This is a genomic window from Microbacterium sp. NPDC058389, from assembly GCF_042722305.1.
Classification (GTDB): Bacteria; Actinomycetota; Actinomycetes; order Actinomycetales; family Microbacteriaceae; genus Microbacterium.
The window spans coordinates 47,106-63,724 of the sequence record NZ_JBHXJQ010000003.1; the positions used below are offsets into that span (position 1 = coordinate 47,106).

Annotated in this window: 11 protein-coding genes; 6 read left to right on the top strand and 5 right to left on the bottom strand. The window is 71.3% G+C overall.

Annotated features, from left to right (window positions below; genetic code table 11):
• Nucleotides 1-37 precede the first annotated feature (37 nt).
• Nucleotides 38-535, top strand: coding sequence for a PaaI family thioesterase (locus tag ACFWJ8_RS05465; protein ID WP_378809685.1), 498 nt, complete (start codon nt 38-40; stop codon nt 533-535).
• A 70-nt stretch (nt 536-605) separates the two neighbouring features.
• Here ACFWJ8_RS05465 and ACFWJ8_RS05470 read toward each other — a convergent pair whose 3' ends face one another.
• A complete protein-coding gene (locus ACFWJ8_RS05470) occupies nt 606-1,397 on the bottom strand; it encodes an IclR family transcriptional regulator (protein ID WP_378809686.1) in 792 nt (263 codons plus the stop codon).
• Between the two features lie 229 nt (nt 1,398-1,626).
• On the opposite strand from ACFWJ8_RS05470, the gene ACFWJ8_RS05475 reads away from it, so the two are divergent.
• The 3 genes from ACFWJ8_RS05475 (at nt 1,627) to ACFWJ8_RS05485 (ending at nt 10,767) form a co-directional block, all read left to right on the top strand.
• Complete coding sequence (locus ACFWJ8_RS05475) at nt 1,627-5,886, top strand: glycosyl hydrolase family 28-related protein (protein WP_378809688.1); 4,260 nt, start codon at nt 1,627-1,629, stop codon at nt 5,884-5,886.
• Between the two features lie 53 nt (nt 5,887-5,939).
• A complete protein-coding gene (dcd, locus tag ACFWJ8_RS05480) occupies nt 5,940-6,545 on the top strand; it encodes a dCTP deaminase (protein WP_378809690.1) in 606 nt (201 codons plus the stop codon).
• A gap of 289 nt (nt 6,546-6,834) precedes the next feature.
• Nucleotides 6,835-10,767: a metallophosphoesterase gene (locus ACFWJ8_RS05485; protein ID WP_378809692.1), complete on the top strand. Its 3,933-nt coding sequence runs from the start codon at nt 6,835-6,837 to the stop codon at nt 10,765-10,767.
• Between the two features lie 64 nt (nt 10,768-10,831).
• Here the strand turns inward: ACFWJ8_RS05485 and ACFWJ8_RS05490 are convergent, their stop codons facing one another.
• From ACFWJ8_RS05490 to ACFWJ8_RS05505, 4 genes are read right to left on the bottom strand one after another with little or no spacing between them, the layout of a single operon-like run.
• Nucleotides 10,832-11,698 carry a hypothetical protein gene (locus tag ACFWJ8_RS05490; protein WP_378809694.1) on the bottom strand — a complete coding sequence of 289 codons (867 nt, stop codon included), beginning with the start codon at nt 11,696-11,698 and terminating at the stop codon, nt 10,832-10,834.
• A gap of 33 nt (nt 11,699-11,731) precedes the next feature.
• Nucleotides 11,732-12,592 carry a hypothetical protein gene (locus ACFWJ8_RS05495; RefSeq protein ID WP_378809695.1) on the bottom strand — a complete coding sequence of 287 codons (861 nt, stop codon included), beginning with the start codon at nt 12,590-12,592 and terminating at the stop codon, nt 11,732-11,734.
• A gap of 29 nt (nt 12,593-12,621) precedes the next feature.
• Nucleotides 12,622-13,374, bottom strand: coding sequence for a cache domain-containing protein (locus tag ACFWJ8_RS05500; protein WP_378809696.1), 753 nt, complete (start codon nt 13,372-13,374; stop codon nt 12,622-12,624).
• Nucleotides 13,371-14,156: a FadR/GntR family transcriptional regulator gene (locus ACFWJ8_RS05505; protein WP_378809697.1), complete on the bottom strand. Its 786-nt coding sequence runs from the start codon at nt 14,154-14,156 to the stop codon at nt 13,371-13,373. The genes ACFWJ8_RS05500 and ACFWJ8_RS05505 overlap by 4 nt, the downstream gene beginning before the upstream one ends.
• 127 nt (nt 14,157-14,283) lie before the next feature.
• Here ACFWJ8_RS05505 and ACFWJ8_RS05510 point away from each other — a divergent pair, with 127 nt between their 5' ends.
• Nucleotides 14,284-15,318, top strand: a complete 1,035-nt coding sequence (locus ACFWJ8_RS05510; protein WP_378809698.1) for an ABC transporter ATP-binding protein — start codon at nt 14,284-14,286, stop codon at nt 15,316-15,318.
• 83 nt (nt 15,319-15,401) lie between these two features.
• Nucleotides 15,402-16,580, top strand: coding sequence for an ABC transporter substrate-binding protein (locus ACFWJ8_RS05515; RefSeq protein WP_378809699.1), 1,179 nt, complete (start codon nt 15,402-15,404; stop codon nt 16,578-16,580).
• The last annotated feature ends 39 nt before the right edge of the window (nt 16,581-16,619 follow it).

A 16,619-nucleotide genomic window follows, 5' to 3' on the forward strand; every position in this document is an offset into this window, starting at 1 on the left:
ACACCGCGCGGCAACAGGCGAGGGCTATCGTGTGGCCATGACAGCGCACGCGGGCCGTACCAGGACGATCAGCTGGGAGGACCCGGCGCCGCCGTTGGAGGCGTCCCGCGGTCTCGATGGCCTGAGCTACCTCCGCGCGATCGTCGAGGAGGAGTTCCCGCCCCCGCCGATCGCCCGCCTGATGGGCTTCTGGCTGGCTTCGGCGGATCCCGGTGAGGCCGTCTTCGAGTGCGACCCGCACGAGTTCCACTACAACCCGTTGGGGCTCGTGCATGGCGGGCTGGCGTGCACGATGCTCGATTCGGCGGTGGGGTGTGCGGGGCACACGACGCTCCCGGCCGGCGTCGGGTACACCTCCATAGACCTCGACGTGTCGTACCTGCGCCCGATCCTCGCCACGTCGGGGCGACTCCGTGCCCGCGGGTGGGTGGTCAAGGGCGGCCGGCGGGTGATCTTCACGCAGGGAGAGCTGACGGATGCCGGCGGCCAGGTCCTCGCGACGGCCACGAGTTCGCTGCTCGTGCTGCAGCAGTGAGCGTCCCGTCCGTCCCGTCAGGTCGCACGTCGTGATCCACAGCGCCTCGCGCTGAGCGGGCCGGGCCGAGTCAGCGTCGCAGCGGCCGCGTCAGCGAGTCGATCGTGGTGCGGGCCACCATCAGCGCGTCGATGATGTCGGCACGATGCTGCTCGGTCATGCGGCTCGCGGGCACGGAGCAGCTGATCGCGCTGTACGACCCGCGGGTCGGCTGCAGGGCGACCGCCACGCAGCGGATGCCCTGCGCGTTCTCGCCGTTGTCGGACGCGTAGGTCTTGCGACGGGCGTCGGCGAGCTCGGCGTGCAAGGCGGCCGGATCGGTGATGGTCTGCGGTGTCAGGGCCTCCAGCGGCCACGACAGGCGCCGGTCGACCTCGTCGTCGTCGAACGTCGCGAGGATCGATTTGCCCAGGGCGGTCGCGTGCGCGGGGAGCCGCCGGCCGACCGCGGAGAACAGGCGCAGCGCGTGGCGCGACTCGCGCTTGGAGAGGTACACGACGTCGCCGCCTTCGAGGCGACCGAGGTGCACGGTCTCGCCCGTGCGCTCCGCGATGAGGTCGAGCGCGGGCTGGGCGAGCGTCACGAGGTCGTCGCTCTCGACGAACGCCGCACCGGTGAGGAACGCCCGGACGCCGAGGCTGTAGAGGGTCCCGGTCTGGTCCGTTTCGAGCCAGCCGCGGCCCACCATGGTGTGCAGCAGGCCGTGGAGGCTCGACTTCGGGATCCCCAGCTCGCGCGACATGGACGCGATCGTCTGACGGGGGCTGCCGCTCAGCAGCTCGAGGATCTCCAGCGTGCGCAGTGAGGACTTCACCGCTCCGGACGGCGTCCCCTCGGTGTCGTCGGCGGTCGTCGGTGCCATGCGTCCCCTTCCGTGCGCGCGTCGTGCAGCCTCCGTCTGAAGGTGAGGCGTTCCCGGCTGCGGCTGTCGTTCATCCCCATGAACGATGCTCCGATGTGCCGAGCATACTGCGGCGTCATCCATGCCCGAGACCCTTGACACCGCGGCGGGTTGCCCTCATAGACTCGATCATATTCTAGAACGTTGTTCATACTCTTGAACGCTTCCCCACTCCAACGACGGAGGAACGATGGACCAGATCTCCCCGCCGCGACGATGGAGGGCGATCGCCGCCGGCACCGTGTCGGCGCTCGTGGCCGCCCTCCTCGCCTTCGTGGCCGCACCCGCCTTCGGCGCCTCGGCGCTCTATCCGAAGGGCGTCGGCATCGACCTCGGCGCCCAGCCCACGTCCTACGGACTCGCCGCCCACGTGGGCGACGTCGGCACGGAGCCCGTCGTCGGCGAGGCCGACGGCCGCGGCTACTGGCAGACCGACAAGTCGACCGGCGCCGTGTACTTCTACTTCGACGTCGCCGACGACTTCGTGGTGGATGCCGGCACCGAGATGGTCATCTCGCTCGATCACCTCGCCCCGGCCGCGGGCAGCATCGTGCTGCAGTACGACGGGGCCGACGGCGGCTTCGTCGACGCCCCGCGCTACGACTACCAGGCCGCGGAGGGGTGGCAGGCGGCATCCTTCCTCCTCGAAGACGCGCGGTTCACCGACCGCACGAACGGCGCCGACTTCCGGATCGGGATCGAGGGCGCGGGCATCTCCGCGGCCGACAACATCGACCTCGCGATCGCGTCCGTGCGCGTGCTGGCGGTCGGCACCAGCGTCGACCTGGGGGCCAACGTCGTGGCGGACGGGATCACGGTGCGCCCGGGCGACGACACGGCGATCGTCACCGGCGAGACGGCCGGCGAGGACTACTGGCAGACGAACCGGGCCAGCACGCCCAACGGCACCCTCTACGTCTACGCGAACGTGTCGGACACGTACGCGAACGCGGTCGACGGCGACCGGGTGCTCGTGAGCGTCGACTACCTCGACGAGGGCGGGGCGTTCAACCTCCAGTACGACTCGCCGGGCACGACGATCCCCGACATGTTCAAGAACTCGGCCACGTTCCAGACCGGGACCTCGGGTGAATGGCGCCGCCACACGTTCGTGCTCGATGACGCCGTGATGACCAATCGTGCCAACGGATCGGACTTCCGCCTGGCTGTGCAGGGCAACACCGAGGTGAAGATCTCGAAGCTGCGCGTCACCGTCGTTCCGACGGCGCTCGAGCCCAAGAGCGGACTGCAGGCGCTCCTCGCGCAGTCGTCGCTGGCGCTCGATTCGGCGCGCGTCGGCGACCGCGACGGCCAGTACCCGCAGGCCGCGGTCGACACGCTGTCAGACGCCGTGACCGCCGGCGAAGCGGTCGCGGACGACGACGACGCCACCGGCCAGCAGATCGCCGACGCCACATCGGTGCTCACCGACGCACTGGCGCAGTTCCGCGCCGCGCGCATCTCGACGAGCTTCGCCGACGAGGCGACCGCCACCGCATCGAGCACCGAGATCGGCCGCAGTCCCGCCGATGCGATCGACGGGGATGACACCTCCACGCGGTGGGCGAGCGGCATCGGCGGAGTCGGGGAGTGGTTCCGCCTCGACTTCGGACACCCGCGCACCTTCGACGACGTGCGGATCGTGTGGGAGGCCGCCTACTCCAAGGAGTACGCGATCAGCGTCTCGGACGACGGCGAGACCTGGACGCGCGTCGCGCAGGCGACCGCGAGCGGCGCCGGCGCGGTCAAGACCCGCTTCGCGGAAGCGACGGCGCGGTACCTCCAGGTGGAGCTGACCGGCTACGCGCCCGAGATCGTCAACTTCTCGTTCTTCGAGCTGGAGGTGCGCGACCGGGCGCTGCCCGAGACCGAGCCCTTCATCGCGGAGACGGTGTACCCGACGCGCGACCTCGTGGTCGCCGACGTCGACGCCGTGCGCGACTTCGGCGCCGACGCGACCGGCGAGCACGACGCGACCGCGGCCATCCAGGACGCCCTCGACGCCTGCACCGACCTCGGCGGCGGCACCGTGTGGCTGCCCGCGGGCGAGTACCTCGTCACCGACACGATCGAGGTGGGAGCATTCTGCTCGCTGCGCGGCGACCGTCGCGACCCCGACACGGCCGGCGACGACTACGGCACGCTGATCGTGGCTGACCTCCCGAGCGGCGACGCGTCCCCGTCGCTGTTCCGCATCGGCGGCAGCGCCGGCGTGAGCGGCGTGACCACGTGGTACCCGGAGCAGGACGCCGCCGACCCCGTGGCGTTCGGCTACACGTTCGAGATCCCGGGCCGAGCCTGGATCGGCGAGGAGAACTACATGGTCTCCACCGTCGAGGACGTCACGATGCTCAACAGCTACCGCGGCATCGGCGTGAGCACGATGCGCAGCGACCGGGGCACTCCCGCGCGCGACGGCCAGGTGCACGAGGTGACGACGGTCCGCGGCATCCGGGGCACCGTCCTCGCCGAAGGCGCGGCGGCCTTCAACGGCGCCGATGTCGGCACGTGGGAGGACGTCCGGTTCGACAACGGATACTGGGCCGGCGCGGGTTCGGCGTTCGGGGCGCCCGATCGGGCGGTGCTGGATGCCTGGACCCGGACCAACGGCACCGGTCTCACCCTGGGCGACCTGGAGTGGGAGCAGTTCACGAACGTCGTCGCGAACGACTACGCCGTCGGCATCCACATCGTGAAGGGCCAGCGCGCGTCGTTCACCGGCTCGTTCCTGGACGCCTGGATCGAGCGTGCGGGCACGGCGGTGCTCGTCGACGACATCGACACCCGCTGGGGCGTCGGCTTCGCCGGCGGCGTGCTCGACGGCGACCACGCGGTCCGCAACCTCACCGGCGGGTACGTGAAGCTGACGGATGTCGAGGTGCACGGCGACACCGAGGGCACCGTGCACGTGCTCGACGGAGAGGTGGGCTCGTACGAGCCGCAGCCGGATCCCCAGCCGGTCGACGCGCGCCTGTTCGTCGCGACGGACGCGCCTTTCGACGCTCCCCGCGGGCTCGAGTACATCCCCGAACAGGATGCGACGCCCGCGCTGCAGGCGGCGATCGACGCGGCCGCGGCCGCCGGCGGAGGCGTGGTGTACGTGCCCGCCGGGTGGTACCGCGTCTCGGGCCGGCTCGACGTCCCGGCGGGCGTGGAGCTGCGCGGCTCGTCGTCGGTGCCGACGCGCGACCAGAACGGCGCCAGCCGCGGCACCGTGCTGCTCGCGTACGAGGGTCGCGACAGCGCGACCGCCGACACCGATCCCGCCTTCCTCACACTGAGCGGCAAGGGGGCTGCCGTCGCCGGCATCCGGGTCTTCTATCCGGAGAACAACCCGGCCACCGGGCTCGTGGCGTACCCCGCGACCATCCGCGGCACGGCGCCGAACCTGGCGATCCGCAACATGGGGCTGTCGAACTCGTGGAACGCGGTGGACCTGTCGTCCGACGCGGCAGACGGCTTCCTCGTGCGCAAGGTGCTGGGCCTGTACCTCGACCGCGGAGTGACGGTCGGCGCGAACGAGGGCGGCCGCATCGAGGGGCTGCTCTCGAACGGCAACGCGATCCTGCGCACCGGGTTCGCTCTGCCGGGCTGGGACGGCATCGACCTGTTCGCGCAGGTGATCGACCCCGTGTCGCGCGTGCGCGAGGAGCTCGTGCAGGTCGACGGCGCCACGGACCTGCAGCTGCACGACGTGTTCGCGTACGGAACCCGCTCGGGCCTCGTGGTGTCGTCGGGCGACGTGCGCGCCTTCAACCTCGGCACCGACAACCTCGGCACGGACGGCTACACCGTCGACCTCGCCGGCGGCACCGTGGAGGCGGTGAACGTCATGCGCTACAACGGCGCCACGGCGCGCGGCATCCCGACGCTGTGGAACGTCATGGCGATCGGCATGTCCTCGCACGCGGTGTCGGCGACGGCCCCCGCCGAGGCGCCGACCGGGACCGTGAAGATCGTCGGGAACGAGGTCGAGCCGGGCCGCTACGAGCTCGGCAGCACGATCGCGCTCACGGTCGAACCCGCAACCGGGTCGCGGTTCACGGGCTGGGTCGAGAACGGCGAAGTCGTCGGCACGGACCCGCGGCTCGAGGTCGCGGTGACGGCGGACCGGGCGTTCACGGCGACCTTCGCGGTCGACGACGGCGCCACCGCGGCCCCCGCCGCGGGCGTGCTCACCGCGCTCAACGCGAAGGACCGCGGCAAGCACGCGGGCGACTTCGAGATCCGCATGGATCTGCGTCGTGGCGAGAACGCGTCCGAGTTCCGGCTGTACCAGAACGGCACTCTCGTGAAGACGGTGCCGCTCACGATGAACACGCCCAAGGCGCAGTCCGCGCTGGTGAAGTTCCGTGACCTGCCGGCCGGGACGTACGCGTACACGGGCGTGCTCGTGAACTCGCAGGGCGAGACGGCCGTCAAGCCGGTGACCGTGAAGGTCGCCAGGTAGGCGCCGATCGGGAGGGCGGGCTCCGCGCCCGCCCCTCCCGATAGGCTGGCACCGTGCTGCTCAGTGACCGCGACATCCGGCTCGAGATCGAGGCGGGGCGCATCGGGCTCGACCCGTGGGATCCCGCGATGGTGCAGCCGTCGAGTGTCGACGTGCGGCTCGACCGCTACTTCCGGCTGTTCGACAACCACAAGTACCCGTTCATCGATCCTGCCGAGGACCAGCCCGAGCTGACGCGCCTCATCGAGGTCGATCCGGACGAGCCGTTCATCCTGCACCCGGGCGAGTTCGCGCTCGGCTCGACCTTCGAGCAGATCACGCTTCCCGACGACGTCGCCGCCCGTCTGGAGGGCAAGTCCTCCCTCGGTCGCCTGGGCCTGCTCACCCACTCCACCGCGGGCTTCATCGACCCCGGATTCACCGGTCACGTCACGCTCGAGCTGTCGAACGTCGCGACGCTGCCGATCAAGCTGTGGCCGGGCATGAAGATCGGCCAGGTCTGCTACTTCCGTCTCTCGTCTCCGGCCGAGAACCCCTACGGCTCCGGCCCCTACGGCAACCGGTATCAGGGTCAGCGCGGCCCTACGGCATCCCGATCGTTCCAGAACTTCCACCGCACCGACGTGGGAGTCCTGGATGCCGGCAGCCGCGGCGCCTGAATCCCCGGGCCGTCCGGCCCGCCGCTGACACGCTCGCCGCGCCCGCGCGGAGAGCGGTTCCCCCGCTGACGTCCGAACGTCGCCTCGTGCTCGCACAGCGTTCACATAGCCCGTCCACAGTCGGCTGCGGGCGTGCTCTCCCCATGATCCGTGCGCCCTCCTGTCGAAGACGAGGAAGGACGCCATCCCCATGCGGCCGATCGGTCAACGCCCCCGCGACCAGAGAACCGGACACTCCAGAGGAAGGGGCACGGCGCTCGCCGTCGCGGCGACCGTCGCCGGCGCGCTCGTGCTCACGACCGTGACCGCGCCCGCGGCCTCCGCGGCGCCCCCCGACCGGCCGCAACCCGCGCCTCCGGCGGCCCCCACGCTCACGCCGGCAGACGGCGTCTATCTGCAGGGCGCCGTCACGGTCGCCTCCGACGCCACGACGGCCGGTGACGCCGTGTCGGGCCTCACGATCGACGGCGTGCCGATCGGTGCGACGCCGACGCCGGGCGTCGCCCACCTGAGCTTCGAGGTCGGCAGCAACTCTGCGGCGCTCAGCTTCCACAACTACCTCGTCGTCAACGGCCACCGCATCGATCAGGACCGCACATGGGTGTCTGAACGCGTCGACATCCCGGTACCGAACGACTGGCTCGTCACCGGCGAGAACACCGTCGAGTTCTTCGCGGGCACGGCCGACGCCGCCTGCGGTGTGAACTACGACGACTTCGCGGTCACCGACGTCGGGCTCGAGCTGCTCGGCGAGGTCGCCGACGGCGAGGAGAACCCGTTCACCCTGTCGTTCGGCGACGGTGACTGCGGCACCCAGACCGGCGACATCGTCCACGCCGAGCTCTCGTTCTTCGTGCTCGGCGACCCGCTCGCCTCGCCGGGACTGTCGGCCGAGGTCGACACCACGACGCTCGCCAACGGCCGGCACGAGATCGTCGCGACGACCGCCGCAGGCGGCCGCGTCGCGCACGCCGTGACGGTCAACAACGCCCCGGTCGGCGCCCCGGCGGTGGCGCCGGAGGACGGCACTCTCGCGCAGGGCACGCAGACCGTCTCGGCGGCGCGGTCCGCCGCCGGCGCCGGCGGTGTGGCATCCCTCACCGTCGACGGCGCCGAGCCGGCGGCCGCGCAGAGCCTCGGCGCGGGCTCGTCGACGTTCAGCTTCGACGTCGGGTCGAACTCGATCGAGCACCGGTATCAGAACCACCTGCTCGTGAACGGCCACAAGGTCGACATCCTCGGCGACTGGGTGAACCAGCGTGTCGACGTCCCGGTGCCCAACCGCTACCTCGTGCCCGGCGACAACGTCATCGAGATCGTCGCCGGCGACATCAGCTCCACGTGCGGGGCGAACCTCGACGACTTCACGCTGTCGAATCTCGGCCTGGCGGTCAGCAGCGGCACCGCGACGGGTGTCGCGATCGCCGGGAGCTATGTCATGGGCGACGGCAACTGCGGGTCGTCGACGACGGCGCTGCGCACCGCCGAGACCCACTGGACGGTCGAGGCGCCTGCCGTCGCCGTGCTGCCGACGCTCGGTTCGGGTGAGGCGACCCTGAGCTTCACCGTGGGCGCGAACTCGATCGACGCGACCTTCGCCAACCTGCTGTTCGTCAACGGCGTGCGGTACACGCTCGGCGGCGACTTCGTGAACGAGCGCGCGGACGTGATCATCCCCAACGAGTGGCTGCTGCCCGGCTGGAACACGGTCGAGTTCGTCACGGGCACCACGGCCACCGGCTGCAACCGCGATGACTTCACGATCTCCGACGTCGCGCTGACCCCGGCGTCGGGCACCGCGACCCCGCAGCGCGCGAAGGCGTCGTACGCGCTCGGCGACGGCACCTGCGGGTCGAACATCAACCTGTTCCGCGAGGTCGACCTGCACTTCCTCGTGACGGATGCCACGGCCCAGGGGCTGCGCGCAGACGTCGACACCACCGCGCTCGCAGACGGACCGCACGCGGTGGCGGCGGCATCCACCACCGGCGAGGTCGCGACGCGCACCCTCTTCACCGACAACTCGGCGCCCGCCGTGGCGTCGAGCCTGCCGGCAGCGGGCGCGACGATCACCCAGGCGGTGGCCCTGGACGTCGAGCTCGAAGACGCGACGGGCCTGGTCGGAACCCCCGAGCTGACGCTCGACGGGCAGCCGATCTCGCTCGGCGCGGCCGTCGGCCCCGGCCTCGGGGCGGGGCCGCACACCATCGCGGTGAGTGCCGCGGACTCGCTCGGCAACGCGGCGACGCGCGAGATCGTCTTCACCTCTGCGGGCATCCCCGACGCTCCGACCGAGCTGGCCCCGGCCGGCGGCGCGACGGGTGTCTCGGGTACGGTCACGCTCAAGGCGAAGGTGTCGGAGCCCGACGGCGGCGACGTGACCGCGACCTTCCAGCAGGCCGAGATCCTCACGCCCAACCAGGGCTGGCAGGGGTCGGCTCCGGAGGTCCCGACGACGCTGACGGTCGCCGGCGAGAGCAACGTGGGCGGCACGAAGGCGCTCGCGCCCGGCGACGGGCTGACGCTCGACTCGCCGGCGAGCGGCGACGTGTCGTTCCAGCGCTTCGACGTGCAGATCAAGGGCCGCGTAGCCGACCCGGTGCTGCGCTGGGAGGGCGTCATCGACCCGACCCGCGTCGTGTCGCTGCGGGCCTGGAACCTCCAGACCTCGGCCTGGGACGTGCTGGCCAGCTCGCGCGGTGCGCTCGAGGGCGACACGCAGCTGTCCGCCATCGTGGATGCGCGGTACATCGACCGTCAGCAGGTGCACGTGATGATCACCGGCGAGGACCCCTTCGCCGACGAGATCGACGCGGGCGCCGAGGGCTTCGCCGACCCGGCCTCGTACGACTTCTCGATCGCCCACTTCACCGACACGCAGTACCTGTCGGAGGGAGCCACGGAGCAGGAGACCGAGGCGGAGCGCGCCATCTGGGAGAAGGCGTACGGCGACATCACGCGCTGGATCGCGTCCAACGCCGACGACCGCAGGATCGAGTACGTCGCGCACACCGGCGACATCATCGAGAACAACATCCGCACACCCGCCGACGAGGCGATGATGCGCGAGGTGACCGGTGAGTTCGAGGTGTCGTCGCGCCAGCAGGAGATCCTGGATGCCGCCGGCGTGCCCAACCAGGTCATCGCGGGCAACCACGACAACAGGTCGGGCACCGAGGACGGCCCGGGGGCGATGTACAACCAGTACTTCGGCCCGGACCGGTACGCGGCGCTCGACGACACGTGGGAGAACGCGGAGTACGGCGGTCCGTGGCGCGAGGGCGACAACCAGAACAACTACACGCTGTTCTCGGCGGGCGGGCTCGACTTCGTCTCGGTCGGCCTCTCGTACGGCGTGACCTGGGAGGAGGCCGCGTGGGCGAACTCGATCTTCCAGCGGTACCCCGAGCGCAACGGCATCCTGCTGTCGCACGACTACCTCGCCGCGAGCACGCAGCGCGACGGTCGTGATGCGCCGTACGCGGCGCCCGACGGCTCGATGCTGTTCAAGACGGTCGTCGAGAAGAACCCCAACGTGTTCCTCATCCTCGCCGGGCACGTGCACGGCGTCGGCACGAACGTGAAGCCGCAGGTGGGTCAGGTCGGTCACGGTGTGGTCGAGCTGCTCGCGGACTACCAGAACTACACGGTGTCGGCGGCCGATCTCGGCCTCACCGACATCGGCGGCTACGCGCCGGGCGATCAGCTGCGGTTCGGCGCGAGCTACCTGCGGCTGCTGCAGTTCGACGTGGACCGCGGCGAGATGATCGTCGACACGTACTCGCCGTTCCTCGACGACTTCGGGTCCGACGAGCACGATCCGGCGCTGCGCTACGACCCGTCCTCCGACAACATGGTGCTGCCGGTCGACCTCTCCTCGCGCACCACGGGCTTCCGCACGGACTCGCTGGCGCTGTACGACCCGGTCGCGGTGGTCGGCACGTCGACGGTCGCCTCGGGCGAGGTGGCGTCGGTGACGTGGCCGGGGCTCAAGCGGGGCACGGCGTACGCGTGGCTCGTTATCGCGCAGTCGGCCGGCGGCGGTCGCACGGCGTCGCCGCCCAGCGTGTTCGTCACGACCGGGGCGAAGTCGGGCGGCGTGGCGCCCGACCCGGCACCGCGTGCGACGCCGACGCCGACCGGGCCGACCCCGACGCCGTCGCAGTCGGTCACCCCGACGCCGTCGGCGCCTGAACCCACGGGGTCGCCGTCGGCGCGATGACCGGGCGCCGATGACGAGCGGGCGCCGCCTCGACCCCACGAGGGTCGAGGTGGCGCTCCGCGTCTCAGCCGCCGACGGCGGACGAGCCGGGGACGGACGCCGGCGTGGAGGCGCGGATGCCGGGGCTCTTCGCGTACACGTGCACCTGGTCGCCGTCGAGCACGAACTGCAGCGAGGTGCCGACGGGGAACGCGTCGCGCAGTTCGCGCGGCGCGGTCTCGATCACGGTCAGCGAGGCGGCGGCGGGGAATTCGACGTTCCCGCATCCCCACGCGCCGAGGCTGCCGGAGCCGTCCGACGCGGACTGCACCGAGATGCACACCTGGTCCACGCCGCCGCCGAAGCCCTGGCCGAGTCCGAAGACCGACAGTCCGTGGAAGTCCTCGAACCGCAGCGCACCCGGAGGCCGCTCGCCGAACATCTGCGTCGGCCACTCGCCGTCCCGGTCCACGGCGAGCGTGGTGACCTTGCCCGAGGTGATCGCCTGCACCGACAGCGTCAGGCCGACGCCCAGCAGCAGCGCGATGACGAGCGATCCCACCCACACCGCGCGCCGCCGACGCCACCACGGCCGCGCAGGTTCCGGTTGCGCGGGTTCCGGCTCGGGGGAGGGGATGTCGTCCTCCGGGGCGGACGGCGCGTCCGACGTGTCGGCGGCCCGCGCACGGGCGGCCGGGGTGAGTTCATCGGGTGCGCGATCGTCGACCGGCCGGGTGGTCACGGGGACGGCATCCGTCCCCGTCTCCTCGAACAGGGCGAGCGGGGACGGCTCGTCGAGGACGGGTGCGGTGGCCGTCCGGCGCTGCGCCTCGAGCTCCTGCAGACGGGCGAGAGCGGCGGGGTCGGCGTGGATGTCGGCGTCGGGTCCGTAGGCACGGGCCCGCAGGGCGCGCAGCTCGTCGTCGCGGGAGGGGTCGGTCGGCGTTGACATCGACACCATCCTGCCTCACGTCGGAGCGGTGGTTCAGGGCGTCCGCTGCACGACGCCCGGCGCCTTCGCGTAGACGTGCACCTCGGTGTCGTCGAGGACGAACTGCAGCGCCGTGCCCTCGGCGAAGGCGTCGCGCAGGCCCGCCGGCGCAGACCTGTCGACGATGAACGTCGCGGTGGCGGGGAAGGGTCCCGCGCCGCAGGTGCCGCTCGCGTAGGTGATGTTGCCGTTCATCTCGCTGTAGACGATGATGCACGGCGTCTCGGGCTGCGCCTCGGTCCGCCCCGGTTGCGGCTGCGAGAGCACGAACAGCCCGTGGAACGATTCGAACGCCAGCGACCCCGTGGTGGGGCCGCCCCACACCTCGGTCGGCCAGTCCGCGTCGGCGTCTTCGTGCAGCACCGCGATGTGCCCGGCGTCGAGGCTCTGCGTCCAGAGCGTCAGTCCCGCACCGAGCACGAGCGCCGCGACCACCGAGGCTGCCCACAGGAGCGGGATGTGCCGTCGCCACCAGGATCGGCGGGGTCCGCCGGCCGGATCCGGGATGCCGTCGTCCTCCGGATCCGCGTCCTCCGGCGCGGTCCCGCCGTGACTGCTCGCGAACGCGCCCGCGGCGGCGCCGACCGTGGTCGCGGCCGTCGCGGCCGTCGCGGGCCCAGGCGCCGGCGCTGGGCCGTCGTCGGGCACGGGGAGGGGCCATGCCACCGCGGACGCCGAGGCGACGGCATCCTGCTCCGGCTCTCCCATGACGGCGACGGTGACCGCGTTGCGGGCCTCGAGCTCCTGGAGGCGGGCCAGCGCACCCGGGTCGTCCTGGATGTCGGCATCGGGCCCGTAGGCGCGGGCGCGCAGCGCGCGCAGCTCGTCGTACGACGGGTCGGTCGGCGATGGCATCGGACCCATCCTGCCGCAACCGAACGGCTTCAGCGTCCGACGACGAGGGCGAGCGACGTGTCGCCGCACGCGAGGACCGATGCGCCGCCCGGCAGCGTGACCGGCGTCGGCGACAGGGCCTTGACTGCCAGGGTGATCCCATCGTCGCGCAGCATCGATCCCGGTTCCCGGCGGGAGTCCGTCGAGGTCACGACCCGGCAGGACGCGTTGACAAGGGTCGCAGGCGTCGCGCCCGTGCGCAGCACCGGCAGCAGCACGCGCTCCAAGCGGTCCACGAGCGCGTCCGCGCCGACCACGCCCACCATGCGCCCCTCGCGGACGACAGGCGTCGTGATGGTCACGGTGTAGTCGTCGGTGCACACGTAGTCGACGTACGGCCCAGTCAGGTGGCGCGCTCCCGTCGTCGCCGGGACCCGCCACCACTCCAGGGCCGTGTAGTCCCGGAACTGCTCGTGCGACGGGTCGTCGATCGTCGCCAGGCGGCGTGCGACGTGCGGCGACGCCGATGTGCCCAGCCACCATGCCAGGTGCCACTCGGCGTCCTGGAGCGCGCCGGGCGCGGCGACGAAGCCCGCTCCGGTGAGCAGCGTCTCGCCCGAGACCGCCGGCACCGCGAAGGTCTCGACGATCCCGTCGACGGTCTCGGCGGTCAGCGCGTCGGCGGCGGCGAGCCGCTGCTCGAGGAGGTCGCGCCAGCCGTCGATCATGGCGAAGATGCCGTCGATCGTCTCGGCGACGCGGATCGCCACGTCGGCAGGAGACCGGGTCGCGATGGTGGTCATGGCATGTCCTTCGGGTCGGATGCCGCGCCGTCGCCGCGCGCGTCGATGCGCGCTCGCTCGTCGATGAGCCATTCGAAGGCGCTGTTGATGTGTGCGATGGTCGTGGTGCGCGCCGCGTCGGGATCGACGTCACGGATGGCCGCGATGACGTGCGTGCGCACTTCGGCACTGCGGTCACGGTACTCCTGCTCGCGCAGGCACATCCAGAGGAGCGAGCCCGCCTCGCCCTGCAGCCGCATCTCCTCATGGACCAGTCGTGGCGACTGGCTGATCGCGGCGACCTCGAGGTGGAAGCGGCTGACCGCCCGGCGCGCCCCGCCCGCCGAGTGCAGGTCGGCGGCGCCGGCGATGCGCACCAGCGTCTCGATGTCGTCGTCGCTGGCCCGGACGGCGGCCGTCTCGGCCGCGGTGCCCGCGATCGCCGACGCGAGCAGCGCGACGTCGCGCAGTTCGATGCGGCTGTGCTCGCGCAGTCGGCGTTCGAGCAGCCGCGTCGCCGACTCGCGGTCGAACGTGACGAAGCTGCCTCCGTCGCGGCCGCGGCGGGTCTTGACGAAACCCTTGTCGCGCAGCACCTCGAGCGCCTCGCGCGCGGTGACGACCGCCACCCCGAGGCTGCGCGAGAGGTCGGCCTCGCTGGGCAGACGCTCGCCGTCGTGGAGCACCCCGGTGACGATGGCGTTCGTGAGGCGCTGCTCCACGAGCTCGGCGCGGCCGGTGCCGTCCAGCGGTGCGAAGACGACGGCGCGCGCGGCGTCGACCCGTCCCGTCGCGTGCGGCATGGAACCCCCGGTTCTGGCGGCGGAGGAGTCCTTCCTCGCGGACCGTGACACGACGGTAACACGCCCGTCCCTCTTTTGACATATGGATCCATATGATTTACTTCCATCGACATCGAAGGAGACGTCCATGACCGAGCAGCAGCCCGCCATCCGGCTGACCGGACTCACGAAGGAGTTCGGAGCCGTCACCGCGGTCGACCACGTGGACCTGGAGATCGCCGCCGGCGAGTTCTTCTCGATGCTCGGACCGTCGGGATCGGGCAAGACCACCGTGCTGCGGCTCATCGCCGGCTTCGAGCAGCCCACCGGCGGCACCATCGAGCTGTTCGGCCAGGACGTCAGCAAGAAGGCGCCGTTCGACCGCGACGTGAACACCGTCTTCCAGGACTACGCGCTGTTCCCCCATATGACCGTGCTCGACAACGTCGCCTACGGGCTGCGCGTGCGCGGGGTGAAGCGGGCCCGTCGCCGCGATCTCGCGATGAAGGCGCTCGCCGCGGTCCGCCTCGACCAGCTGGCCGGGCGCAAGCCGTCGCAGCTGTCGGGCGGTCAGCGCCAGCGCGTCGCGCTCGCACGCGCCACCGTCGTCGAGCCCAAGGTCCTCCTGCTGGACGAGCCGCTCGGAGCCCTCGACCTCAAACTGCGCGAGCAGATGCAGGTCGAGCTCAAGCAGATCCAGCGAGACCTCGGGATCACGTTCATCTTCGTGACGCACGACCAGGAGGAGGCGCTCACGCTGTCGGACCGCATCGCGGTGTTCCACGACGGCCGCATCGAGCAGCTGGGCACGCCGCAGGACCTCTACGAGCGCCCCGCCTCGAGGTTCGTCGCGGACTTCGTCGGCACCTCCAACCTCTTCGACGAGGAGCGGTCGGCGGAGCTGATCGGACGCTCCGGACAGCACTCGATCCGCCCCGAGAAGCTCACGCTCTCCGCCGCCGCCGCGACGGCCCCCGGCGAGCACTCGGCCGAGGGGACCGTGGTGGAGTCGATCTACGTCGGCAGCGGCATCCGCCGGGTCATCGACCTCGACGCGGGTATGCGGGTGACCGTCCTGGAGCGAAACGACCGCACCCGGCGCTCCGACGACGACCGCGGCGATCGCGTCCACGTCACGTGGCACGACGAGGACGTCGTCTCCCTCATCCCTCCCGGCGCCTGAGGCGCTCACAGACCTGGGCGTCCTGCCCCGGAGCACACAGCACGACAGCATCCCGTCGAGGGAGCTTCACAGAGAGGTGGCACATGATGCGCATGTCACGCGGAGCGCGGCTCGCCGCGACCGCACTGGCGGCAGGATCGATCGCGGTCCTTGCCGGATGCGGCACGTCCGGCGGGAGCGGCGCGCAGCCGTCTGCCGAGGCGACCGAGCTCGGGGACTACGAGGGTCAGGTGTCGATCCTGGCCTGGCCGGGATACGTCGAGGACGGCAGCAACGACCCTGCCGTCGACTGGGTGTCGGGCTTCGAGGACAAGACCGGCTGTCAAGTGACGTCGAAGTCGTACGGCACCTCGGACGAGGCGGTCAACCTCATGAAGACCGGCGACTACGACGTCGTGGCCGCGTCGGGCGACGCCACCCTGCGCCTCATCGCCGCGGGCGACGTGGCGCCGGTGAACACCGACCTCATCCCGAGCTACGAGGGGGTCTACGACTTCCTCAAGGAGAAGGACTGGAACTCGGTCGACGGCCAGTCGTACGGCGTTCCGCACGGCTACGGCGCCAACCTGCTGCTGTACAACACGGATGTCGTGACCCCCGCGCCGACGTCGTGGGACGTCGTGTTCGACGGCGCGAGCGCGTACTCGGGCAAGATCACGGCGTACGACTCGCCGATCTACATCGCCGACGCCGCGGTGTACCTCATGGCGCACCAGCCCGATCTGGGCATCGAGAACCCGTACGCCCTCGATCAAGACCAGTTCCAGGCGGCCGTCGACCTGCTCAAGGAGCAGCGCCAGCACGTCGGCGAGTACTGGTCGGACTACCTCAAGGAGATCCAGGCCTTCGAGACCGGCGACTCCGTGGCCGGCACCACGTGGCAGGTCATCCAGAACTCGCTCGAGGCCGAGAGCGCCCCGACGGCGGCGATCCTCCCGGAAGAGGGTGCGACCGGCTGGTCGGACACCTGGATGATCGCCTCCGAGGCGAAGAACCCGAACTGCGCCTACGCGTGGCTGGACTGGATCGCCAGCCCCGAGGTCAACGCTCAGGCGACCGCGTACTTCGGTGAGGCGCCGTCGAGCCAGGAGGCCTGCGACTACCGCGACGACTGCGAGGCCTACCACGCCGGCGACGCCGATTACGCGTCGCAGATCTGGTACTGGACGACGCCCATCGCGAAGTGCGTCGACGGCCGCACCGACGTCGAGTGCGTCGACTACGCCAAGTGGACCGAGGCCTGGGCCGAGATCAAGGGCTGACGCCCGGCATGCACCGGAGCGGGGGCGGCGCCTCTGACG